We start from the raw sequence: 21,999 nt of genomic DNA on the forward strand, positions 1-21,999 counted from the left end.
TGGATAAAAGGGCGTGCAAGCGCCTGTTGCTAAGCCTGTTCTTTAAATTCTTTCTCAATTTGCAAACGGCGAACTTTCATTGTTGCTGTACGAGGGATCTTTTCAAAGTCCCAGAGAATTGGCTGATTCAAACGAGGAAGATCTTCTACTGCTTGCCACCAAGCTGTCCAATCCATTTCACGGTTTGGTGCTAAGGCAATGATCGGTTGCGGTGAATTTTCTTTGTCACGAACGATGACCACTTCAGCTAGAAAATCCAATGTATCTAAAAGCAGATCTTCTAAAGCTAAATTACTATCGATGGATTCAATCAGATCCACTTGGCGGTCTTTCAAGAATAAATGCCCTTCTTCATTCATGCTGCCATAATCGCCGCTATCCCACCAATCTCCATAAACATTCTCAGTAAAACGCTGATCTTCTTTATAATAAGTCAATGCCCGTCCTTTGGATAGGAAGTGGATATGTCCGTCTGTATTTGCAGGCAACTCATTGCCGTCAGCATCTGCGATTCGTGCTTTGGTCAAATCGCCTAAACCAATCCCCATATCGCGAGCATCATTTGATTGTATACTTTCTAGCGTATGTGCTTTCAGGATCATTGGGCCGCACTCGCTTTGGCCGTATACTTGCAAGAAGATGGCATCTTGATTGGCAGAAGTTTGTAAGAAAGCTGCCATTGTTTGATTATTGATGGCATCGAATGTGGAGTGATAATACCGTATTCCAGCAAAAGCTTCAGGATGTTCTTCTGCAACGAATCGCCATTGCACGAAGTTATTTGGGTGTGTCTCTAAGGCAATCGGTGGATTCTCTTTCAACATCCGAACGACGTGAGGACCATTCGCACTAGCAAGAGGCATCATTGGAAAGCCCATAGACATCAAAGAAGAGATCCCAATATTGAAGCGAGAATGAACCGGTGAAATATGGAACGCCACTAATTTTGTTTCTGCGATTTTTGTGAAGACAGTTCGCTGCCACTTTGTCCGCCACCCCATAGAATTGGCCGAGTGACAAATCAATTTTGGTATTCCTGTTGTGCCTGAGGTGTGGGTCATATAAGAAATTTGATCGTGAGGCAATTCGGTTTGGCCAACAGGTTCAGCTGGTTGCAACAATAGATTGCGGACAGCAATCTGCTTGTTCGGGCTGCTGTTTTTGACAGCTGCCACTCGGTTTTCTGTCTCTTCATCAAAAAGGATATAAGGATCTTCTAAGCGGTCAACAAAGACTTCGATCGTTGAAGCTGGAAAATGATAAGAAATCATTGCTGGGACAGCGCCTAAATAAGCAGCAGCTGTAGCTAAAAGATACGTATCAAATTTTGATGATTTATAGATAATGATTTTATCTCCGGCTTGGACGCCAAGGTGGGCAAGTTGATACGCCCGCTTTAAGATTATTTCATGACTTGAATGATATGTGCTGCGGTAACCCAATTCAGGAAAAGCTGGCAAGATCTCATCATGAATGATTGGGACGTCTGGATAAGCCTCCGCCGCATCGCGGTAATTGGTATAAAGATTCAATGGTTGATACGCTAAAATAGACAAAATAACACACTCCTTTAAATTGATGACGGTGTTTTGTTAACTTCGATGGTTAATAAAGTCACCTTTCTCAAACTATGGTTCATTTTAACATAGCGTTTTTTTAAGAATAGTTACTTTGGGATTTTTTTCACATAACGTCTTAAATCAACTGACTTACAAGCCGGGTAGGGCTATTTTGAGACAATCAAGTTTGATTAGTGATACTCGATTGGTATGTTTTGATTGGCACAAGGGCAACCGAGGATAGTTAGAACAAAAGATTCTATTGCGAACATCAGCAGGACGATAGTTGTCAGTATGTCTTTTTATTGCTATCATGAAAAAAAAGACAAAGGAAGATCCTGATGGCCAAAAAGATACAAAATAAAAAACATGTTTCGCTTCCTCGATACCAGCAGATCGCTGTGGAGATCGCGGAAAGAATCGTGGAAAATCGCTACGAAGTTGGACAAAAGGTTCATGCCCGTTCGACATTAGCCAGTAACTTCAATGTGTCGCCAGAAACAGCCCGTAAAGCAATCAATGTCTTGGTCGATTTGGGGATCATGGATGTCCGTCATGGGAGCGGCGCGTATATTGCCTCAAAAGAAAAGGCGCAATCTTTTTTGGATCAGTACAAAGATGTTCAATCGATCCAAGAGATTCGTAAAGACATTTTAGAAAGCGTTGAACGGCAACAACAAGAGCTGGATAATTTTTCGGAACTATTGAATGTTTTGGTTCGGCAAACGAAAAAAGTGCATAATATGAGCCCTTTTCTGCCATTTGAATTGTTATTGAAAGAAGATGCCCAGCACTTAGAGAAAAGTGTCCACGAGCTGAATATTTGGCAAGTAACGGGAGCAACCATCGTGGCAATCCAAACGGAACAAGAGTTATTGCTCTCACCAGGCCCTTACGCCAAGTTTAGTGCCGGCAATACGATTTATTTTGTCGGAAATGAGTTGGCACTACAACGTATGACGAACTTTTTTTATCCACAAGACTCCGCTAATTGAAGAGCGAAAGATTCCATTTCTAAGAAGAGATGGAATCTTTTTTTGACAAAGTGACCACATGCTGTTAGTATAGTATGGTCACTTTCGTGAAATTTTTCAGAAAAAGGAGTCAGTATAAGTGAGTAAAGTTAAAGTTGCACATTTAACGAAAATCTTTGGCAAGAAGAAGCAACAAGCGTTTGCCATGATTCAAGAACAACGCAGCAAGAATGAAATTCTAGAAAAAACTGGGGCCACTGTTGGCGTCTATGATGTGAATTTTGAAGTCAATGAAGGAGAAATCTTTGTGATTATGGGACTTTCTGGTAGTGGGAAGTCAACCTTGATCCGTTTATTGAATCGGTTGATCGAACCATCCGGTGGAGACATTTATATTGATGGGGAAGACATTGCGAAGATGAGTAAAGAAGAATTACGTGAAGTCCGACGCCATAAGATCAACATGGTTTTCCAAAGCTTTGGTTTGTTCCCTCACCGAACGATTCTTGAGAATACAGAATATGGCTTAGAGGTGCGAGGGGTTCCCAAAGAAGAGCGAGTAGCCAAAGCTGAAAAAGCTTTAGCTAATTCTGGGCTATTATCTTTCAAGGATCAATATCCTGATCAACTGTCTGGTGGGATGCAACAACGGGTTGGTCTGGCGCGAGCATTAGCAAATGATCCAGAGATCTTATTGATGGACGAAGCATTCTCTGCGTTAGATCCGTTGATTCGTCGTGAAATGCAAGATGAGTTGTTAGAATTACAAGCCAATGTCCAAAAGACAATTATTTTTATCACTCATGATTTGAATGAAGCCTTGCGAATTGGTGATCGCATCGCTTTGATGAAAGATGGGCAAATCATGCAAATTGGGACAGGAGAAGAGATTCTGACCAATCCTGCGAACCAATATGTGAGAGATTTCGTCGAAGATGTCGATCGCTCGAAAGTTTTGACGGCTCAAAACATCATGGTACCAGCACTAACGACAAATATCGAAATCGATGGGCCAAGCGTTGCGCTAAATCGAATGCGTAAAGAGGAAGTTAGTATGTTGCTGGCGGTAGACAAAAAACGTCATCTAAAAGGTAGTTTGACAGCCGAGTCGGCTCGCGAAGCACGCAAAAACAATTTGACCCTAAAAGAAGTCATCGATAAAAATGTACAAAAAATCGACAAAGATATGCTAGTGACGGATATTTTCAATTTAATTTATGATTCCCCGACACCGTTAGCGGTGGTTGAAAATGATCGTCTGATCGGTGTAGTTATTCGAGGCAGTGTGATCGAAGCACTGGCAGAAACGGATTCATCAGTGACAGAGGAAGGAGTGGTCGTCAATGGGTAATTTTCTTCAACAAACGATTCCAGTTGCTGATTGGGTAGAGTCCTTTACAGATTGGCTAACAGGAACTTTTAGTGGGCTCTTTTCCGCATTGCAGTCTTTTGGTCAGTTCGTGATGGATGGAATGACTAATACTTTGCTTTTTGTGCCACCACTAGTCATGATCTTGCTGCTGACAATCGCTGCATTTTTTGTTTCAAGTAAAAAATGGGGGTTGACGGCATTTACATTTGTCGGGCTACTGTTTATCTACAATCAAGGTTTGTGGACTGATTTGATGAATACTGTCACATTGGTTCTGCTCTCTAGTCTGGTATCGATCATTATCGGTATTCCCCTCGGAATCTTAATGGCAAAAAGCGAAAAGGCGCAAAGCATCGTTACGCCAATCTTAGATTTCATGCAAACGATGCCTGGCTTCGTCTATCTGATCCCAGCAGTCGCTTTCTTTGGGATCGGCATGGTACCAGGGGTTTTTGCCTCAGTGATTTTTGCATTGCCGCCGACTGTACGGATGACTAATTTAGGAATCCGTCAAATTTCTCGTGAATTAGTCGAAGCTTCGGATTCCTTTGGGGGAACTGGCTGGCAGAAATTGGTCAAGTTAGAATTGCCATTAGCGAAAAGTACGATTTTAGCAGGTGTCAATCAAACCACGATGCTTGCTCTTTCGATGGTAGTGATTGCTTCGATGATCGGTGCCCCTGGTCTTGGACGAGGTGTCCTATCTGCACTGCAGCGGGCACAAGTCGGAAATGGATTTGTGAGTGGGGTTTCATTAGTGATCTTAGCGATCATTATGGATCGGTTTACCCAAAACTTGAATAAACCCGCTCATAAGAAAAAAGCCGTGTCCGCGAAAAGCCGCAAGCAAAAACGTCTCTTTGGCGGGATCGCTGCCGCAGCTGTTGTTGCGCTGATTGGTGCTTCTGTAGCTTTTGGTCGTGTTTCAGACAATAAAGGAACAGTCAACTTAGCATATGTCGAATGGGATACAGAAGTGGCTTCCACTCATGTGGTAGCTGAAGTGTTAAAAGAAATGGGCTATGAAGTCAAGACGACACCATTAGACAATGCGATCATGTGGGAATCTGTGGCTAAAGGCGAAGTTGACGGGATGGTAGCTGCCTGGTTGCCTTCGACTCACCAAGCTCAATATGAACAATATAAAGACCAAGTAGAAAATCTAGGACCAAACTTAGAGGGAGCTAAACTGGGAATTGCAGTTCCTAGCTACATGGCAGTTGACTCTATCGCAGATCTATCGGATGAGGCAGGAAAAACGATCACGGGAATTGAACCAGGTGCAGGTGTGGTCGCTGCTGCTGAAAATACAGTTGCAACATATGATAATCTTTCTGATTGGAATGTGGCGACATCTTCTTCCGGGGCAATGACTGTGGCGTTAGGACAAGCCATCAAGAATAAAGAAGACATTGTGATCACTGGCTGGTCGCCTCACTGGATGTTTGCAAAATATGATTTGAAATATCTAGATGATCCTGAAGGAACGATGGGAGAAGCAGAGAGTATCAATACGATGGTACGCCAAGGATTAGCTGATGATCTGCCAGAAGTTTATGAAGTACTGGATAAATTCAATTGGACACAAGAAGATATGGAAGAAGTCATGCTGTCAATCAACGATGGAACTTCTGCTGAAGATGCTGCAAAAGATTGGGTAACCAATCACCCAGAAGAAGTGGCAGCTTGGACGAAGTAAGTCAATGAAGCATGAAAGGATCAGATAAATAAACAAAAAAAGAAAGTTTCGCATCTAGACTCGGTGGCCGAGTTCAGGTGTGAGACTTTCGTTTTTTTCACTATCTACTGACTGTCTACTGATAGTAGCCAGCAATTTTTTGTGCTTTTTCAGTATTGGCGAAATGCAGTTTGGTATACTTCGCTAATAAAGGCATTCCGCCTTTTTGCAAAAGCTGAGCAGCGACCTGATCGGATTTGCTGCCGGCACCCGAAGGAAGCTGTAATCCAACTTCTTGTGAGGCCTTCTCTAGTTCCTCCAGAAAAACAGTGCGGCATAGAATGGAGGCCGCAGCCACTGCTAAATGATATTGCTCCCCTTTTGTTGCAAAAAACAATTTTTCTGTGATTTGATTTTTTTCTGATTTTAGATAGGTACGGTAATTTTTTTCGCTAGTGAATTGATCAATCAAGATAGCATCCGGTGTTTTTGGTGCGATTTTTTGCAACAGTAGCCGAATGGCTTGATTGTGTAGCGCAACTTTCATTCGAACGGTGTTGTATTTAGGTTGGATCTCATTGTATTTAGTTGGTTCAACTGTCAGTAATTGATAAGGCACAAGTTTTTTTATTTTTGGGGCCATTGCCCGAATTTGTGGATCAGTCAACATTTTGGAGTCTTTGACACCTAATGCTTTCAATGCGGGTAGCTGATCTTTACTGGCATAGACAGCGCAAACGACTAAAGGACCAAAATAACTGCCATTGCCAACTTCATCACTACCAACGACACTCCACTGTGAAAAGTCAGCAGGCAAGGAGGATGAAGGAGCCTTGTTGTTCGCATTTGCTGTTTTGGACAAGTCGGCAGAATTGCTCCAACGAGCTGCTTCAGCTTCTGCACCACTACCTTGAAACATCACTTTACCAGAAGTATAAGCGGTGATGGTCGTTTGTTCTTTTTTGGCAACAAACACGGTATAAGGAACTTTTTTATTCAACAGCGCTTGCTGATAGAAGTTCATCATTTCTGCGATAGTTTTTTGAGATACTTTAATGACGATATTACTCATTGTCTTCCTCCGATATACATACTGGTTATCTGAATAGAACATCTTCTTAGATTCTACCATAGGTAAAAATTTTACGAAGCCTTTTTCTAAAAAAACGATTGGCATGGAAATTACACTAGAAATCACGTATAATAGGTAGGAGTTTGCGATACGCGTGCAGAAAGTGATAAAATAGTACAGAACAGCAATGGGAGGAATCTTTCCTATGACGGAGCAAAAGAAACGTTATAAAGCAGTAATCGCCAATCAAAGCTACACGATTATTGGGCGTGAAAGTAAACAACATATGGATATGGTAACGAAATTAGTCAATGACCAATTGACAGAAATCATGGGGCTGTCTTCTCAAGTCGATAAAGAGCAAGCAGCAATTCTATTAGCAATCAATGCGATTTCTGATCAGTTGAAAAAACAAGAGCAAGTATTAAGTTTGCAAAATAAGGTAGAAGAGTTACGCAGTCAAGCGATTAAGGCGACCGAACTAGAGAATCGGATTAAGCGAATCGAAGCGATTGAGTCTGAAGCGCGCCAAGTATTGGATGAGACAGGTCGCGGAGATGTGGAGATCCATAATCATGTGGAAGCTCAACAAATATTAAATGAACAACGTAAGCGCAAAATCCAAGAAAAAGCAGCTCATGGTTAAGTAGGCGCGGAAAGGACTCTGAAATGATAGGATTTTTGGTTCTGGTTCTTTTGTTAGCGGCATTTTATGGTGGCGCGCGGCGAGGGACTTCATTGCAGCTGGTCTCCGTTTTAGGATACCTTTTTTCTTTTTTAGTTGCAGTGGCAAATTACCAAGCTTTGGCAAAAAAAATTGAATTATATGTTCCTTATATGTCTGTGACCGCAGACTCAAAGTTGGTCTTTTATAACCTAGATCTTGCTCTAGACCTAGACAAAGCGTACTATGCAGCTGTCGCTTTTATTATGATCCTTTTTGCTGGCTGGTTAGTGACAAAATTGATTTGCATTTTTGCAAATGGACTGCGTTTCAAACGTCTGCGTTTTTTTAAAGGCTATGATTGGGTCGTAGCAGGGATCTTGAATACGCTATTAGTTTACCTGAATATCTATTTCTTTTTTATGATCCTCTCGATGATTCCTTTAGCGACTATCCAAAATTTGTTTGATAAGAGCAGCACGGCACACTTTATCGTTGAAAGTTCGCCAATCATTTCTGATTACTTTTACCGTTTGTGGATCACTAATGTGATTGGTTAGTATAAGGCAGCTGGTCATTAGACCCATGCTGCTTTTTTTCTTAAGTAAAAAAATGAAAAAGTAGGTGAGACTATGAATAAAAAAATTCTTGATGTTTTAGCTTTCGATCAAGTAAAACAATTGGTTGGGCAGTATCTAGTGACCGCCCAAGGGAAAGAAGAATTAGCTCAATTAGCGCCATCAGCAGATGCTCAGCAAATTTCCACTTGGCTGGCTGAAACAGAAGATGCGTTAAAAGTACAGCGATTGCGGGGCGGTATTCCTGTACCAAAAATTGAAAATATTCGTCCGCAAATGAAGCGAATCGAAATCGGAGCGGACCTTAATGGTTTAGAATTAGCGCAAGTAGGTCGAGTGTTGGTGACAGCCAATGAATTGAAGCGTTTCTTTGAAGATCTATCAGACAGCGAAATCGAGTTCGAGCGACTGTATGAATGGGAAAAGCAGTTAGTAACGCTGCCCACGCTTAGCCGTCGCCTGAAAGAAGCAGTGGATGAAGACGGTCGGTTGACTGACGAAGCATCTCCAGAGCTACGTGTCATTCGACAAAATATTCGTCGTTCTGAACGAACGATCAGAGAAACGTTAGATAGTCTCGTACGTGGCGGAAATGCCAAGTATTTGAGCGATACCATTGTCACGATGCGAAATGAGCGTTATGTGATTCCGGTGAAGCAAGAATATCGTGGCGTGTTTGGCGGGGTCGTGCATGATCAGAGTTCTTCTGGGCAGACATTATTTATTGAACCAAAACAAGTGGTGGATCAGAATAATCGACTGCGCCAACATCAAATCGCTGAGCGTACGGAGATTGAACGAATCTTAGCGGAACTTTCTGCAGAGCTAGCTCCTTATCAACGCGAAATTCTGCACAACGCCTATGTGATCGGGATGATGGACTTCATGAATGCCAAAGCACGTTTTGGGAAAGAATTGCAGGCAATCGTGCCGGCTATCAATACAGATAATCATGTCGTTTTCAAACAAGCACGTCATCCGCTGATCGATCAAGAAAAAGTCGTACCGAATGATATTGCTATTGGTGAAGACTATCAAGCGGTGGTAATTACCGGTCCGAATACTGGTGGGAAAACAATCACCTTGAAGACGCTGGGATTGCTTCAAATCATGGGGCAATCTGGATTGCCGATTTTAGTCGATGAAGAGAGCCAAATGGGCATTTTTCAAGAAATTTTTGCTGATATTGGGGATGAGCAATCCATCGAACAAAGTTTATCTACCTTCTCTTCTCACATGACGACGATCGTCGATGTTCTCAAAAAAGTGGACCATACAAGTTTAGTTTTATTCGATGAACTGGGAGCTGGGACTGATCCGCAAGAAGGCGCGGCGTTAGCGATTGCTATTCTTGATGAACTTGGTGCACGCTCTGCCTATGTGATGGCGACGACTCATTATCCGGAATTGAAAGTGTACGGTTACAATCGTGCCAATACCATCAATGCTTCAATGGAGTTTGATGTCGATACCCTAAGCCCAACATATCGTTTGCTGATCGGTGTGCCTGGTCGCAGTAATGCTTTTGAAATCTCCAAACGTCTGGGCTTGGACACCCAGATCATTGAGCAAGCCAAGCAAATCATGGATGGCGAAAGTCAGGACTTGAATGAGATGATCGCCGACTTAGAAAACCGGCGCAAGATGACCGAAACAGAGTATTTGGAAATGCGGCATTATGTAGAAGAAGCGGAACGGCTGCAAAAAGAATTGAAACAAGCATATAACTTTTTCTTTGAAGAACGCGAAGCAGAACTAGCAAAAGCCCGCAAGAAAGCAAATCAAATCGTTGAAGAAGCAAAAGAGGAATCGGAAAAAATCATTTCGGATATCCGCAACATGCAATTGAGCAGCGGACAGAGCCATGTCAAAGAACATGAGTTGATCGCAGCCCGCACAAAATTGTCTGATCTTCATCAAGAAGAACATTTGCAAAAGAACAAGGTCTTGCAAAAAGCCAAAGCTGCGAAAACATTGAAGGTCGGCGATGAAGTGTTAGTTACTTCCTATGGTCAGCGAGGAACTTTGATCAAAAAGATGGGACAATCACAATGGCAAGTGCAATTGGGAATCTTAAAAATGACGCTGCCTGAATCAGATCTACAGCCGGCAGCACCTGTCAAAGAACCTGTGCAGCGCGTCGTTCATACCGTCCGTTCAGCGGAGTCTTCGCATGTTCCTAATCAGCTGGATCTTCGTGGCAAACGCTATGAAGAGGCATTGAATGAAGTTGATCAGTATCTCGATGCGGCGATTCTTGCTGGTTACCCACAAGTGACGATCGTTCACGGAAAAGGGACGGGGGCATTACGGCAAGGAATTACGGAATATTTGAAAAATCATCGTAGTGTCAAAAGTTTTGAGTTTGCACCGGCAAATCAAGGTGGCAATGGGGCGACCATCGTAAAATTTAAATAATCGTTAAGGCTTCTTACCTTTTGTAAGCAGAGGATTTTAAAAAAGCACGTGAACATGCTATACTTTTTTTAGCAATCAAATGGAGGCGAACAATATGGCAAAAGAAATTACAGATAAAACTTTTTCAGAAGAAACCGATAAAGGCTTAGTACTTATTGATTTTTGGGCAACATGGTGTGGTCCATGTCGGATGCAAGCACCAATCTTGGAACAATTAGCAAATGAATATGAAGAAGACGAATTAAAAATCGTCAAAATGGATGTGGATGAAAATCCTGAAACGCCAGCTTCATTTGGTATCATGTCGATCCCTACGCTATTGTTGAAAAAAGATGGTCAAGTGGTAGATAAAGCCGTTGGTGTTCATACCAAAGATCAATTGAAAGAAATGGTAGCAAGCCACATGTAAGAAAATTTTATAGTAAGCAGCGATCTTAAGCGATCGCTGCTTTTTTTTTGAGTAGTTTTAAGCGAGGATTTATTCTTGCAATGGTATAATGAAAGTGTGAATATGGGGAGCGTCTACTTTCTATGGAGTGCTTTTATTTGAAAAGGGGGATGAAAAATGAAAAAGAATAGAGGATGGGGGTACCGGCTGCTCTGTATCATTTCCTTGGTCAGTGCACCGCTTGTATCTGCAGGTGCGACCTACGCGGAAACAATTGATACAGGAACTTCTTCAGTCAATCAAGTCACCGAATCAACCACCAATACCAGTAGGACGACAACCGAAACGACTGACTCAACAACTGCGACATCGTCTACAATAGACACGTCAACTTCCGAAGCGAGTACCAACAGTTCGACTGATAGCTTTGGGGAAACAACTACAAGTAGTTCAGAAATAACTGTTTCTTCCACAGAAGAAACGGATACTTCAGAAGCGAATCCAGTCATCACTGTTAAGGAATTAGCCAATTCAAATCGCTATGTCAAAATCAACACTTTCACAGCGACTACAACGGAGTCGCAAGCAATGGATAGTCGTCAGGTTTTATATACCCTCAATCAATTGCAACTAACAGCCACAGGATCAATTACTGAACTTGCGGGTCACGTTTATAAAAGTGTCAAACAGTACCAAGATACAGCGACGAAAAAGAAGTATAGTGAACTACTTGATGAACAGAATCACGTGATTGGTATTGTTGAAGCAGAGTCTGTCACGACAGCAGATGGGGTGTTTCAGTCAGAAAAAAAATATGCTACTGTTCAAAGTGGCAATTATCCTTTATGGGAGTCAATTTTTTTTGATAAACAGTTAGGCACGACAAAAACAATCAATCGACAAACGTTTCAAGTAAAAGAAAGTTTCAAACACGGAAACGGCTCGACCTATTATGCTCTGTACACGGATAAGAACCAATTTATTGGTTGGATTAATGCCAAAGGAGCCGCGGATGCCAAATCACCTGGAGGCATATGGCAATCTGAATCAAAATACGCCACGATCATCAGTGGCAACTACACATTATGGCAAAATTTTGATTGGTCAGCCAAAAAAGGAACGACAGCTGCTTTGAATGGAAAGACCGTCAAAGCCACAGGAAAATATAGCCATGTTAATGGTGCAACGTATTATTCGTTGTATGACAATAAGAACAAGTGGTTAGGTTATATCAACGCTGCCGGTGTCAAAACGACATCAAATGCACAGGGAGCTTACCAGGCTTACGGTAAATATGTTACTCTAACAAAGAAAAATTATACAATTTGGGGTAATTTTAACTGGTCGAGCAAAAAGAACACTACCTCTTCATTGTATGGAAAAACTTACCAGGCTAAAGGAAAATATGAACATTGGAACGGATCAACTTACTACTCATTGTCTGATTCTACTGGCAAATGGATCGGCTATTTGAATGCTGAAGCCGCTACTGTGGCTAATAATCAAGGTGGCATATGGCAGAGTGAAAACAAGACGATCCGGATGAAAAGTAAGAACTATACATTGTGGCAAGATTTGAATTTTTCTAAGAAGAAAGCTTCGAGTGGCAATTATATGAACAAAAATATCAAAGTCACCGGAAAATATCAGCATTATAACGGTGCGACCTATTACTCATTGTATTTAAACAATACATGGATCGGCTATATCAATGCTACAGGTGTCACAAATACTCATGTAATCCATTCGCAGAGCAATATTAGCCGTTATGTGATCGTCAACAATGCCAGCGGGAATTTTCTGAATGCTGCTGATCCTAACAGCAGCAAATTAGGAAAAAAGAGTAATTATAAAGGGTATATGGCGAAAGCAACCAAATTAGCCAAAACGAGTGATGGCAATTATCTGTATCTGGTTTCACCAGCAGGGAAAATCGGGTGGATCAAAGAGAATCAGACGTATAGCGTGAATGATAAATTCTGGATGTACACTACTGGTGGCAAGTACCCCTCGCTAAATGTCAAAAATTTAAACATTCATGTGTCCATCAGTAAGCAGCGAGTTTACATTAAGTCAGGCGACAAAGTCATTTATACCATACTTTGTTCCACGGGGACAGTTTTTACGCCGACACCGTTAGGTAATTTTAGAATTCAGCAGGAGAAAGGCTCCGCCTTTTCAGGAGCGGCTTATTACCGTTCTTTCAAAGATCATGGTGTCTATCTATTCCATACCGTTCCAACAAGCATTGCTTGGTCAACCAATTCATTTAGTTCGGTGGAAGGCAAAAAACTAGGACAGCGAGCTTCTCATGGCTGTATTCGATTAGCAGTCCCTGATGCTAAATGGTTCTATTACAACATGCCTTACAACACTCCCGTAAAAATCGTTAACTGATTCTAGCTGCTGCATCCTTTGAATAAGGATGCAGCAGTTTTTTTGTAGCGAAAAGAGTTGTTGATTTGCACTTCACTAATTAGAGTTGAAAGTTTTTATCTTCTGAATAGAGATCAAGGCCTTTTTGATATTTTACTTTTTGATATTTTGATAGAAGTTAGATTTGTAAAGTGGGTCAATTGACTAAAAACTGCCCTTTGAAAGCTGTGTCGCCCGTTTGGGAAAAGGATTTCTCTTTTGAATGACTGACATGTCCGTTCGAAGCTTGATAGGGAGCATCAATCTCGAATCCCTAGTTGCTAACTAAGGTAAGTATAAAGCGGTCAACTAAGTGTAAATAGTTCTGAAATACGCCGATAGATAATCAGAAAACTACCCAAATCCGGGAGAAAATTGCTTACAAAAAGAGATTGACACTTATTATATCATTCGATAATATATCAGTAAGTGATATAGTTTCCTAGGATGGGGGAAAACACATGGATGAACCATTGACCGATTCAACTTATTTGATTTTGTTAGCTTTATTAAAGCCAAAACATGGCTATGTGATCATGAAGCAAATCAATGAATTAAGCCAAGGTACCTATGAAATCGGTCCGGCAACAATGTATACTATATTGAAAAAATTGACCAAAAATGAAATGATCAGTTTAGAAGAGACGACAGATCGTAAAAAAATCTATCAGATCACAGCCAAAGGAAAAACGGCTTTAGAAAAGGACATTCAGCGACGAAAACATTTCTTTGAGATTGGTGAACAGATTATGGGTGAGTTGGGGGGACTGGCAGATGAGCAAACGTAAGACAAAATATTTGTATTCATTAGGTGTTGCCTATTATCCAGAAAAAGAAATGATGCGGCTGCAAGAGCAAGCAGCAAAAGGTTGGCAGTTTGTGCATATGAATCAGTTCGGTTTTTTGAAGTTTATTCAAAGCCAACCACAAGAGAAGAAGTTTGCTGTCGATTTTTTTCAAGGAGACAAATCTGATGTTGATGAATACTTGGCAATGTATGAAGCCGGCGGATGGGAGTATATTAGTTCCTACAAAAACCGTTACTACTATTTTCAGGCTCCTTTAGAGACACCAGCTATTTTTAGTGATCAGCAAAGCTATCAAGAACGAATCGATAGTGAGGCACGCTATCTTATGAAACGTTCTTTTGGCATAACAGGTGTTGGCTTGGTTATTCTGCTTTTGATTTATCTCCTCGCTCGCTGGCTAATACTTACCTATAATGAGATACTAGGTTTCTCATATGGTGTTGCAGTTGGGCTGATTTGTGCGCCTCTTGTCATCGGTGTGGTGTCATTTCTCATGCGTCGCTTGTACAAGAACCGCGCCTCTTTTTACAAAGAACCAGAGAAACTAGCTAAGCGGCAACACGTGTTACGGGATACGCTGCTCTTTATGGGAGTCGGCGCATTAATTGGAAGAATTATCGGCTTTTTAGCCGGTTATTTATACTAACTTAAAAGACAAGGAAGGTGAAATTGTGTTAGAAGCAAAGAATTTAGTGAAAACATTTGGGGACTATCGGGCAGTGGATCAATTGTCCTTTCAAATCAACGATGGCGAGATCATGGGGCTGATCGGTCAAAATGGTGCTGGTAAAACCACGACATTCCGATTGATTCTAGATTTCTTACGGGCTGAACAAGGAGAAGTACTATGGAATGGCCATCAAATCACAGAAAAGGAATACAATTTGATTGGTTATTTGCCAGAAGAACGGGGACTTTACCCTAAAGTAACCATCCAAGATCAACTGATTTATTTTGCACGCTTGCGTGGAAAAAAGAAAGAAGAAATTGAACCTAAGATCGACGAATGGATGGAAAAATTCCAAGTAAAAGGGAAAAAGACAGATAAAGTTAAATCATTATCGAAGGGGAATCAGCAAAAAGTCCAATTGATCGCAACATTGATTCATGAACCTAAATTAGTCATTTTGGATGAACCATTTAGCGGATTGGACCCTGTCAATGCTGAGTTGCTGAAAGATGGCATTATTGAACTAAAAGAAAAAGGGTCTTGTGTCATTTTTTCTAGTCATAACATGGATAATGTTGAGAAAATCTGCGATCATTTGATCATGCTAAGAGATGGTCAAACGGTTCTCAACGGAAAAGTTCATGAGATCCGTGAATCGTTTGGGCGGACGAAAGTCTTCTTGGAATCTTCATTGTCAAAAGAAACCATCCTAGCAGTTGAAGGTGTCGAAAAAGTTCTTCATAAAGAAGATGGGAGTTATGACATTACATTATCGCATCCTGAAGTCGGTCGCACATTGTTTGATTTGGCCACAGCTGATGGCTATATCCCGATGTTTAACCAACAACCGCCGACATTAGAAGAAATCTTTAAGAGAAAGGCGGGAAAAGACAATGAGTAAATTTTGGGTGATCGCGCTCGATGTGTTTAAGAAAAACGTGAAATCGATCTCGTTTTTGATCATGATATTGATTCCATTTATTGCATTGGGCATTATTTATGTGGTAGGAATTTTTACCGATGGAATGAACAGTGCCGATAAAATTGCTGTTTATGCGAATGAACCAGCTATTGCACAAACAATCGCAGCTCAGAAAAATGAAGACTATCAATTTGAAGTGGTAGATTCTGAAGAAGCTGGAAAAAAACAATTAGCGGATGAAAAGGTCGATGCATTCTTGATCGTTACTTCAGAGGCCGACAGTATCAAAGGTGAATTATTGAGTGAATCTTCTATGGGACAAACCACAGAGTTGACGGTTCAGCAATTATTGTCTGGGTTGCAAGCCTCGGGACGTGCCGCAGCACTCGGATTAAATCAGGAGCAAGTGGCTAGTTTAAGTGAGCCAGCAAACTTCAGTAAACAAAAAGTTTCTTTCACCGAAGATGGCAAAATGGAGCTTGGGGAAGACAATAGTTCGATCCAATACATTGTGAGTTATGTCGGAACAATTATTTTATTCATGTTTATTTTGACTTACGCTCAAATCATTGCCCAAGAGATTGCTTCCGAAAAAGGGACCCGGATCATGGAAGTTATTTTGTCCAGTACGAGAGCACAGGTTCACTTTTATGCCAAATTAACCGGTGTAATTATGGTCGCATTAGCTCAGTTATTGGCTTACGCCGGTATCTTTGCTATCAGTTATTATTGGATCAAAGACATTTCAATGGTCAAAGATGTATTAGCCAATTTCTCAATTGATGGATTATTCGGTCCATTCTTGATTTACTCGGTCATCTTTGTCCTATTAGGAATTTTGATTTACTCTGTCCTGTCTGCTTTGTGCGGTTCATTAGTCAATAAAGCAGAGGACACTGCCAAGGCGATCATTCCTGTCACTTACCTTTCTTTAGCCGGTTATATGTTAGGTTTGATTCTAGGCGGTACAGATCCTAACAATATCATTTTGCGGGTCACTTCTTATATCCCGTTTTTATCTTCATTTATCATGCCAGTCCGATTGGCTAACGATACAGTAGGTATCGGAGGCGCGGCAGTCTCTGTAGCCATCTTAGCAGTAAGTACATTGGCATTGATGCTGATCTCAGCAAGAATGTATAAGTCAAACGTACTGATTTATAACGATAACGGCATTTTGGCTTCATTGAAACAATCTTTCGTTTTGATGAAGAATGAAAAATGACCAGCCAACAAATTCTCCGATTAGTTAGGCTTCAATAAAGAAACCGATGAAAAGCTTGTGCTTTCTGATTACCAAATGGTATCCAGAAAACCCTCTGCTTTTCATCGGTTTTTTTCTACGTAGAATTAGGTAAAGTAGCTTTAATGAGTCAAGACCGCCAATTGATCAAGCTAGTATCCAATCAGCCTTTAATTACTAACTATTAAAGCAAAACGAGTCATTTAAACTACTAGTTTCAAATATAACCAAGTCTTTTTTCAATCAGGCATTGCCTCTGCTAGCGAAATCTTTGTTGGCATAATGTCAAAACTGATGAACAAAGTAGTCGAAAATTTGCTGTTCTGAAGCAATTTCTTGTGCGGTTAATTCAGGATGCCATTGGATCCCTAAAATCGGCGCCGCAAAGGCAGAAGTTTCAATGGCTTCTACGATACCGTCAGGGGCAGTTGCGATCACTTGGAAATCTTTTGCAACATCTTTAATGCCTTGATGGTGAAACGAATTCACTTGATAGGTGGTTCCTAATAATTTTCCTAAACGACTGTCAGCAACGATCTCAACGGAATGAGTAGGAAAGCGAAAGGGTGTCGGTGCTTGCACATGCTTGATGGTTGGTTGCTCGACCAATGACAAGTCTTGATAGAGGTTGCCGCCGAAAGCAACATTCAATAGCTGCATGCCACGACAGACACCAAAAATTGGTTTTTCTTGTGCGACAGCTTCTTTGATCAACGCCAATTCAAATGCGTCTCGTTCAGGATGTGTACCTTGGATCAGTGGATGCATCTCTTCGCCATAATAGCGAGGAGTCACATCATGACCCCCTGCCAAAAGTAATTTATCAATCTGGGCAACATATTGGGCGGCATTTTCGGGAGCTCCCATGGGTAAAATAAGGGGAAGGCCAGAGGCTTGTTGAATCTGTGTCACAAAATTTCTCGGGGTATATGTAATCCAATGGGCTTCCCCATCAATCATCGTTCGTTCGTTGCCAGCAATTCCAATCACTGGTTTCATAAGCATTCTCCTTCCAGCTGTTTTGACAGCAGTAATGAATAAAAAACTGTGACAAAAGGAAAACAAAGGAAGCTATCCGAACTGACTTTTTCCACGAAATTGCGAGGACCTACTAGAGAGTAGATGCAATTTCGTTATCGTTCGGATGCTCCATTTGTTGCTGCACTTAAGTCACAGTACTTTTTTATTTTTCGCGAATCACTTCTATTTTGTAGCCATCTGGGTCTTTCACGAAATAGTAAGAAGGAGAAGTACCAGGCAAGCCTTTTAAGTCAGTAACATCAAAACCAGCTGCTTTATGCTGCTCGTGAAGTTTCTCTAAATCATCGGTACTGATCGCGATATGACCATAGCCGTCACCTAGATCATAGCCGGGATGATCATAGTTATAAGTTAATTCTAATTCATAATCATCTCCTGGTAATGTCAGGTAAACCAACGTAAATTTGTTTTCTGGAAAATCACGACGGCGCGATTCTTCAAAACCGAATGCTTCTTGATAAAATGCAAGTGATGCTTCAAGATCTTTCACTCGCACACAAGTATGTGCCATTTTCATTTGTCATTCATCCTTTCAATTGTGGTAAGCCTATAATAACATAACCCGATTTTTTGTGGTAAGAAAAGTGCACCCCGTCAAGTTGCAGCTTGTCGCCAGTGGCTTCCTAAGGTAGAATGGAAAGAAAGAGATGATGGAGGGAAACATGGGGAACAAGGAGAAAGTGTTTGGGCAAAAAGAGCCGGGGGCTGACTATATTTCACGATTCGGTGCCTATGTCGTGATTCCGAATGAACACCAACAAGTGATTTTGGTCCAAGCGCCAAATGGCGCCTTTTTTTTACCAGGAGGGGAGATTGAACCCGGTGAATCGAAGGAAGAAACGATCAAACGGGAATTGGTCGAAGAAGTAGGATTTGCAGGAAAGATCGCCAGTTATTTAGGGGAGGCGGTTGATTATTTTTACTCGCGACATCGAGAAACGTATTACCATCATCCGGCCTATTTTTATTTGATGACTGATTGGCAAAAAATAGGTGAGCCAACAGAACAACACAACCAACTTTCGTGGCATACACCAGAAGAAGCCATTCATTTATTGAAACGCGGCAGTCATGCCTGGGCAGTGAAACAATGGGTAAATCAAAAAGACAACGATCATGCATAAAGGCAGTGATCGTTGTCTTTTTTACTCTTTTATTTTAGTTCATTTAACACATAGTCATTGATAACTTTAGCTACACCATCTTCTTCATTGGAAGCAGTGATGACGTCGGCCGCTTGTTTGACATTTTCTGTTGCATTAGCCATTGCAACGCCAAGACCCGCATATTCGACCATCGTTAGATCATTTTCGTTATCACCAATCGCCATGACTTCTGCTTGTGAGATACCTAGTTCCTCAGCTAGCTTCTGAACCGCAGCCCCTTTATGAGCTTTCTTATTCAAGACTTCTAAGAAAAATGGCGCACTTTTGACGATATTGAAACGCTCAGTCAATGAAGTTGGCAATTGTGGAATAATAGCATCGATCAATTCAGGCTCATCGATCATCATCATTTTGATGATATTCAGATCCGCAGTCATTTCTTCCGGTGTACGATATTTCAAAGGCATATTGACCAAAAAGGCTTCATAGACGGTATAAGGACTGATGTCTCGATTCGCTGTGTACATCGTATCTTGGGTTTCCACATGCAAATGAACCCCTAATTTACGGGCAGTCATTTCTACTTCTAAGTATTCTTCATGCGTCAATCCGAATTCAGAAACGATTTCTTTTGTTTTAGTCTTCTGTACGAGAGAACCATTATATGTGATTACGTAGTCCGTTTCTGAAAACAAGTCTAGTTCACTTAATAAATCTTGGACACCTGTTAAGGGGCGGCCAGTACATAAGACGATTCGAACACCCTGTGCCTCCGCAGCTTTTAGTGCTTGGTACACTCCAGGTGTGATTTTTCGATCATTGTTCAGTAACGTGCCATCGATATCGATAGCAATCAGTTTGATGCTCATAACTTCCTCCTAGTTGTTCGTATTGATCAAGGCACCATTGCGAATATGTTTCGCAAACTCTTGATACGTATCCCAAAATAAATCATAGTGATTTTGTAGTGCGGGGTCAATCATTTCTTTTGGGAAATAAAAGCGCTGGTCTCCTTGTGTTTGACCAGCAAGTGCAGCTACTAGTTGACTAGCCTTGGATAATTCCACTAGGGAGCCGTCTTTTTCTTGCAGTTCGATTTGTGTCCGATGCATGCCGGAAGTTGGGCGATAAAAGTCATAAGGTAAATCGAAACTAGAATTGATTGCTGTGTAATAGTCGGGGTTAAAACCGACTTTTTCGACAAGAGATTGCAGTTCATGAATCAATGGCAATTGAGTGTCTTCTTCAAAACGTGCAGACTTCAGCGGTTTGCGGTTCAAGAATCGTTTGGCTAAATCACTAAGAATCGGATCATTTTCTTCCGTCCACTGAGTGAAGTAAGTGTTCAAGACGCCATCGTCTAGTTTTAGGTATTCTTCCAAAGTAAAGTGCTGTTTAAGAAAGGGCAGCAAAAGCTGGGAATGCGATTGGAAAATTTCTTCATGTTCTTGATACAATTCGGCAGCGCGATTTAGTAAATGTGCCAAGATAACTTCCATTCCCCGAGAACTGGCATGGAAATAGACTTGGACATACATTTGATAGCGGCTGACAATATAATCTTCTACCGCATGCATGCCACTCATAGAAAATGCGATCCCGCCAGCATAGGGACGAATGACTCGCAGAATACGTGTCAAATCAAATGTGCCGTATTCCGTTCCCGTGAAGTATGCATCCCGCAGTAAATAATCCATGCGATCCGCATCGATCTGACTGGAAATCATTTGCACCACTTGTGGGTTTGGGTATGTCTTAGTAATAACACTGGCCACTTTTTCAGGAAAACCTTCTTCCACACGATTGAGGATTTGATAGACTTCTGTTTCTGGAGAAGTAATAATCGCTACAGTGATGGCTTCGTGATCGGTATGAAAAATATGTTCAAAAGTGTGAGAATAAGGGCCATGGCCAACATCATGCAACAAAGCAGCACAAAGCGTGACCAATCGTTCCCGGTCATCCCAGCCATCAGACCCAACTTTTTCAACTGGGAAATTTCGTTGAAACAAATCACAGATGCGGCGGCTAATTTCGTAAACCCCTAACGAATGTGAGAAGCGACTATGTTCAGCACCATGAAAAGTAAACGAAGAAGTTCCTAGTTGTTTGATTCTTCGCAGGCGCTGTACTTCTTTCGAATTGATCAAGTCCAAGATCACTTGATGCTGCACATGCACATAGTTGTGTACAGGATCACGGAATACTTTTTCAATAGCAAGTGTTTGATACTTATATGGGATGCTCATTGTGAACTCTCCTTTATCGGTTGATTTCGTTGATACATATTGGTCATACGAGCCTCTAGTAATGCCGCTTGATCATTTTTTTCAACCCATTCGGATGCAGTCACAGGGCTGAGAGAGGACTTAGTTAGCCGCATCAAGGCCTCTTGCAGTCGTGAGGCAGCTTCTGATACAGAGAAAGAACGCTGAAGCACATCTTGGAGTGTTGTCATACTGGTAGGTTCAACGGCGGGATAGCCATTAGTACCAAACTGCTCTTTCAAGCTTCTTTGATAAAACGTTCTTACTACTTCTCCTCGATAGTGTTGGTCGCCGTTGACACTAAGGTACATCATGACTGCAATTCCTGCTTTGATCCTGCGCTGGGCAGTCCCTGCGATTTTCTTTCCGTCCATACTCAAGTCAAAGGTGCCGGGACAATAAGAGTTTGGGATTTCATAGGCCGCAATTTCTTTTTCGGGAAATGCTTCTCGCATCAAGTCGACCATTCGCTGATAAGCCGCATCTGTAGTAGCAGCTAACGTTTTTGGGAAAATCCACGATACATTCAGAACACCGGCATCGTTGATGACCCCAAGCCCGCCTGAGTTGCGGATGATTGGTTGAAAGCCAGCAGTCGTCAAAGCGGATATTCCTTCGGTGAAATAAGGCACTCGGGTATCTTTCATTCCTAAAATCATAGTATCAGGCAACTGCCAAAAGTGTAAAAATTCCTGATGATGAACGCCTGCATATTCACTCAATACATCGGTCAATGCAAACGGTAAAAAACGATTCTCGGTAGTTTGGGGATCAAATGGCAACATTTGATCAATCATTTCAATGGTCACGGTAGGCTTAGATT

The 21,999-nt window shown here is 41.5% G+C and carries 20 protein-coding genes; 13 read left to right on the forward strand and 7 right to left on the reverse strand.

From position 1 onward, the window contains the following. Window positions 1–29: 29 nt before the first annotated feature. The gene (locus EGX73_RS09070) at window positions 30–1,556 is read right to left on the reverse strand and encodes an AMP-binding protein (RefSeq protein WP_003127533.1); all 1,527 of its coding nucleotides are present in this window, start codon (window positions 1,554–1,556) and stop codon (window positions 30–32) included. Window positions 1,557–1,900: 344 nt separating this feature from the next. Here EGX73_RS09070 and EGX73_RS09075 point away from each other — a divergent pair, with 344 nt between their 5' ends. From EGX73_RS09075 to EGX73_RS09085, 3 genes are all read left to right on the forward strand, one after another. Next, window positions 1,901–2,554 carry a GntR family transcriptional regulator gene (locus tag EGX73_RS09075; protein ID WP_003127534.1) on the forward strand — a complete coding sequence of 218 codons (654 nt, stop codon included), beginning with the start codon at window positions 1,901–1,903 and terminating at the stop codon, window positions 2,552–2,554. 118 nt (window positions 2,555–2,672) lie between these two features. Further along, window positions 2,673–3,884, forward strand: a complete 1,212-nt coding sequence (locus EGX73_RS09080) for a glycine betaine/L-proline ABC transporter ATP-binding protein (protein ID WP_003127535.1) — start codon at window positions 2,673–2,675, stop codon at window positions 3,882–3,884. Continuing rightward, window positions 3,877–5,604, forward strand: a complete 1,728-nt coding sequence (locus EGX73_RS09085) for an ABC transporter permease/substrate binding protein (protein ID WP_086269470.1) — start codon at window positions 3,877–3,879, stop codon at window positions 5,602–5,604. Before EGX73_RS09080 ends, EGX73_RS09085 begins: the two co-directional genes overlap by 8 nt. 115 nt (window positions 5,605–5,719) lie before the next feature. Here the strand turns inward: EGX73_RS09085 and rnhC are convergent, their stop codons facing one another. Then, complete coding sequence (gene rnhC / locus EGX73_RS09090) at window positions 5,720–6,655, reverse strand: ribonuclease HIII (protein WP_003127537.1); 936 nt, start codon at window positions 6,653–6,655, stop codon at window positions 5,720–5,722. 205 nt (window positions 6,656–6,860) lie between these two features. Here rnhC and zapA point away from each other — a divergent pair, with 205 nt between their 5' ends. The 9 genes from zapA (at window position 6,861) to EGX73_RS09135 (ending at window position 16,744) form a co-directional block, all read left to right on the forward strand. Continuing rightward, window positions 6,861–7,301, forward strand: a complete 441-nt coding sequence (gene zapA, locus EGX73_RS09095) for a cell division protein ZapA (protein ID WP_003127539.1) — start codon at window positions 6,861–6,863, stop codon at window positions 7,299–7,301. A gap of 23 nt (window positions 7,302–7,324) precedes the next feature. Beyond that, window positions 7,325–7,879: a CvpA family protein gene (locus EGX73_RS09100; RefSeq protein ID WP_005471798.1), complete on the forward strand. Its 555-nt coding sequence runs from the start codon at window positions 7,325–7,327 to the stop codon at window positions 7,877–7,879. Window positions 7,880–7,951: 72 nt separating this feature from the next. Then, a complete protein-coding gene (locus EGX73_RS09105) occupies window positions 7,952–10,315 on the forward strand; it encodes an endonuclease MutS2 (RefSeq protein ID WP_005471799.1) in 2,364 nt (787 codons plus the stop codon). A 94-nt stretch (window positions 10,316–10,409) separates the two neighbouring features. Further along, complete coding sequence (trxA, locus tag EGX73_RS09110; protein ID WP_021149372.1) at window positions 10,410–10,724, forward strand: thioredoxin; 315 nt, start codon at window positions 10,410–10,412, stop codon at window positions 10,722–10,724. A 156-nt stretch (window positions 10,725–10,880) separates the two neighbouring features. Further along, window positions 10,881–13,100, forward strand: coding sequence for a L,D-transpeptidase (locus EGX73_RS09115; RefSeq protein WP_123866894.1), 2,220 nt, complete (start codon window positions 10,881–10,883; stop codon window positions 13,098–13,100). A gap of 479 nt (window positions 13,101–13,579) precedes the next feature. After that, window positions 13,580–13,906, forward strand: coding sequence for a PadR family transcriptional regulator (locus EGX73_RS09120; protein ID WP_003127545.1), 327 nt, complete (start codon window positions 13,580–13,582; stop codon window positions 13,904–13,906). Next, complete coding sequence (locus EGX73_RS09125; protein ID WP_123866895.1) at window positions 13,893–14,573, forward strand: DUF2812 domain-containing protein; 681 nt, start codon at window positions 13,893–13,895, stop codon at window positions 14,571–14,573. Before EGX73_RS09120 ends, EGX73_RS09125 begins: the two co-directional genes overlap by 14 nt. A gap of 25 nt (window positions 14,574–14,598) precedes the next feature. Then, window positions 14,599–15,498, forward strand: coding sequence for an ABC transporter ATP-binding protein (locus tag EGX73_RS09130; RefSeq protein WP_003127547.1), 900 nt, complete (start codon window positions 14,599–14,601; stop codon window positions 15,496–15,498). Continuing rightward, a complete protein-coding gene (locus EGX73_RS09135; protein WP_003127548.1) occupies window positions 15,491–16,744 on the forward strand; it encodes an ABC transporter permease in 1,254 nt (417 codons plus the stop codon). Before EGX73_RS09130 ends, EGX73_RS09135 begins: the two co-directional genes overlap by 8 nt. A gap of 303 nt (window positions 16,745–17,047) precedes the next feature. On the opposite strand, the gene EGX73_RS09140 is transcribed toward EGX73_RS09135, so the two are convergent. After that, a complete protein-coding gene (locus tag EGX73_RS09140) occupies window positions 17,048–17,761 on the reverse strand; it encodes a gamma-glutamyl-gamma-aminobutyrate hydrolase family protein (RefSeq protein WP_123866896.1) in 714 nt (237 codons plus the stop codon). Window positions 17,762–17,945: 184 nt separating this feature from the next. Next, on the reverse strand, window positions 17,946–18,320 hold the full coding sequence (locus EGX73_RS09145) for a VOC family protein (RefSeq protein ID WP_003127551.1): 375 nt from the start codon (window positions 18,318–18,320) through the stop codon (window positions 17,946–17,948). A gap of 145 nt (window positions 18,321–18,465) precedes the next feature. Between EGX73_RS09145 and EGX73_RS09150 the strand changes: the two genes are divergently transcribed. Next, complete coding sequence (locus EGX73_RS09150) at window positions 18,466–18,927, forward strand: NUDIX hydrolase (protein ID WP_005471806.1); 462 nt, start codon at window positions 18,466–18,468, stop codon at window positions 18,925–18,927. Between the two features lie 29 nt (window positions 18,928–18,956). On the opposite strand, the gene yidA is transcribed toward EGX73_RS09150, so the two are convergent. From yidA to EGX73_RS09165, 3 genes are read right to left on the reverse strand one after another with little or no spacing between them, the layout of a single operon-like run. Continuing rightward, the gene (gene yidA / locus EGX73_RS09155; protein WP_003127553.1) at window positions 18,957–19,778 is read right to left on the reverse strand and encodes a sugar-phosphatase; all 822 of its coding nucleotides are present in this window, start codon (window positions 19,776–19,778) and stop codon (window positions 18,957–18,959) included. Window positions 19,779–19,787: 9 nt separating this feature from the next. After that, a complete protein-coding gene (locus EGX73_RS09160) occupies window positions 19,788–21,158 on the reverse strand; it encodes an HD domain-containing protein (protein WP_003127554.1) in 1,371 nt (456 codons plus the stop codon). Then, entirely contained in the window at window positions 21,155–21,985 is an 831-nt protein-coding gene (locus tag EGX73_RS09165; RefSeq protein WP_005471807.1) for a lipoate--protein ligase A, read from the reverse strand. Before EGX73_RS09165 ends, EGX73_RS09160 begins: the two co-directional genes overlap by 4 nt. Between the last annotated feature and the right edge of the window lie 14 nt (window positions 21,986–21,999).

It is taken from the genome of Enterococcus sp. FDAARGOS_553 (assembly GCF_003812305.1).
Taxonomy (GTDB): domain Bacteria; phylum Bacillota; class Bacilli; order Lactobacillales; family Enterococcaceae; genus Enterococcus_D; species Enterococcus_D gallinarum.

Bases quoted from the DNA above. Each gene is read 5' to 3' on its own strand.
- EGX73_RS09075 (WP_003127534.1), top strand. From the start codon at position 1,901: ATGGCCAAAAAGATACAAAATAAAAAACATGTTTCGCTTCCTCGATAC.
- EGX73_RS09085 (WP_086269470.1), top strand. From the start codon at position 3,877: ATGGGTAATTTTCTTCAACAAACGATTCCAGTTGCTGATTGGGTAGAG.
- rnhC (WP_003127537.1), bottom strand. From the start codon at position 6,655: ATGAGTAATATCGTCATTAAAGTATCTCAAAAAACTATCGCAGAAATG.
- zapA (WP_003127539.1), top strand. From the start codon at position 6,861: ATGACGGAGCAAAAGAAACGTTATAAAGCAGTAATCGCCAATCAAAGC.
- EGX73_RS09100 (WP_005471798.1), top strand. From the start codon at position 7,325: ATGATAGGATTTTTGGTTCTGGTTCTTTTGTTAGCGGCATTTTATGGT.
- EGX73_RS09105 (WP_005471799.1), top strand. From the start codon at position 7,952: ATGAATAAAAAAATTCTTGATGTTTTAGCTTTCGATCAAGTAAAACAA.
- trxA (WP_021149372.1), top strand. From the start codon at position 10,410: ATGGCAAAAGAAATTACAGATAAAACTTTTTCAGAAGAAACCGATAAA.
- EGX73_RS09115 (WP_123866894.1), top strand. From the start codon at position 10,881: ATGAAAAAGAATAGAGGATGGGGGTACCGGCTGCTCTGTATCATTTCC.
- EGX73_RS09120 (WP_003127545.1), top strand. From the start codon at position 13,580: ATGGATGAACCATTGACCGATTCAACTTATTTGATTTTGTTAGCTTTA.
- EGX73_RS09125 (WP_123866895.1), top strand. From the start codon at position 13,893: ATGAGCAAACGTAAGACAAAATATTTGTATTCATTAGGTGTTGCCTAT.
- EGX73_RS09135 (WP_003127548.1), top strand. From the start codon at position 15,491: ATGAGTAAATTTTGGGTGATCGCGCTCGATGTGTTTAAGAAAAACGTG.
- EGX73_RS09140 (WP_123866896.1), bottom strand. From the start codon at position 17,761: ATGAAACCAGTGATTGGAATTGCTGGCAACGAACGAACGATGATTGAT.
- EGX73_RS09145 (WP_003127551.1), bottom strand. From the start codon at position 18,320: ATGAAAATGGCACATACTTGTGTGCGAGTGAAAGATCTTGAAGCATCA.
- EGX73_RS09150 (WP_005471806.1), top strand. From the start codon at position 18,466: ATGGGGAACAAGGAGAAAGTGTTTGGGCAAAAAGAGCCGGGGGCTGAC.
- yidA (WP_003127553.1), bottom strand. From the start codon at position 19,778: ATGAGCATCAAACTGATTGCTATCGATATCGATGGCACGTTACTGAAC.
- EGX73_RS09160 (WP_003127554.1), bottom strand. From the start codon at position 21,158: ATGAGCATCCCATATAAGTATCAAACACTTGCTATTGAAAAAGTATTC.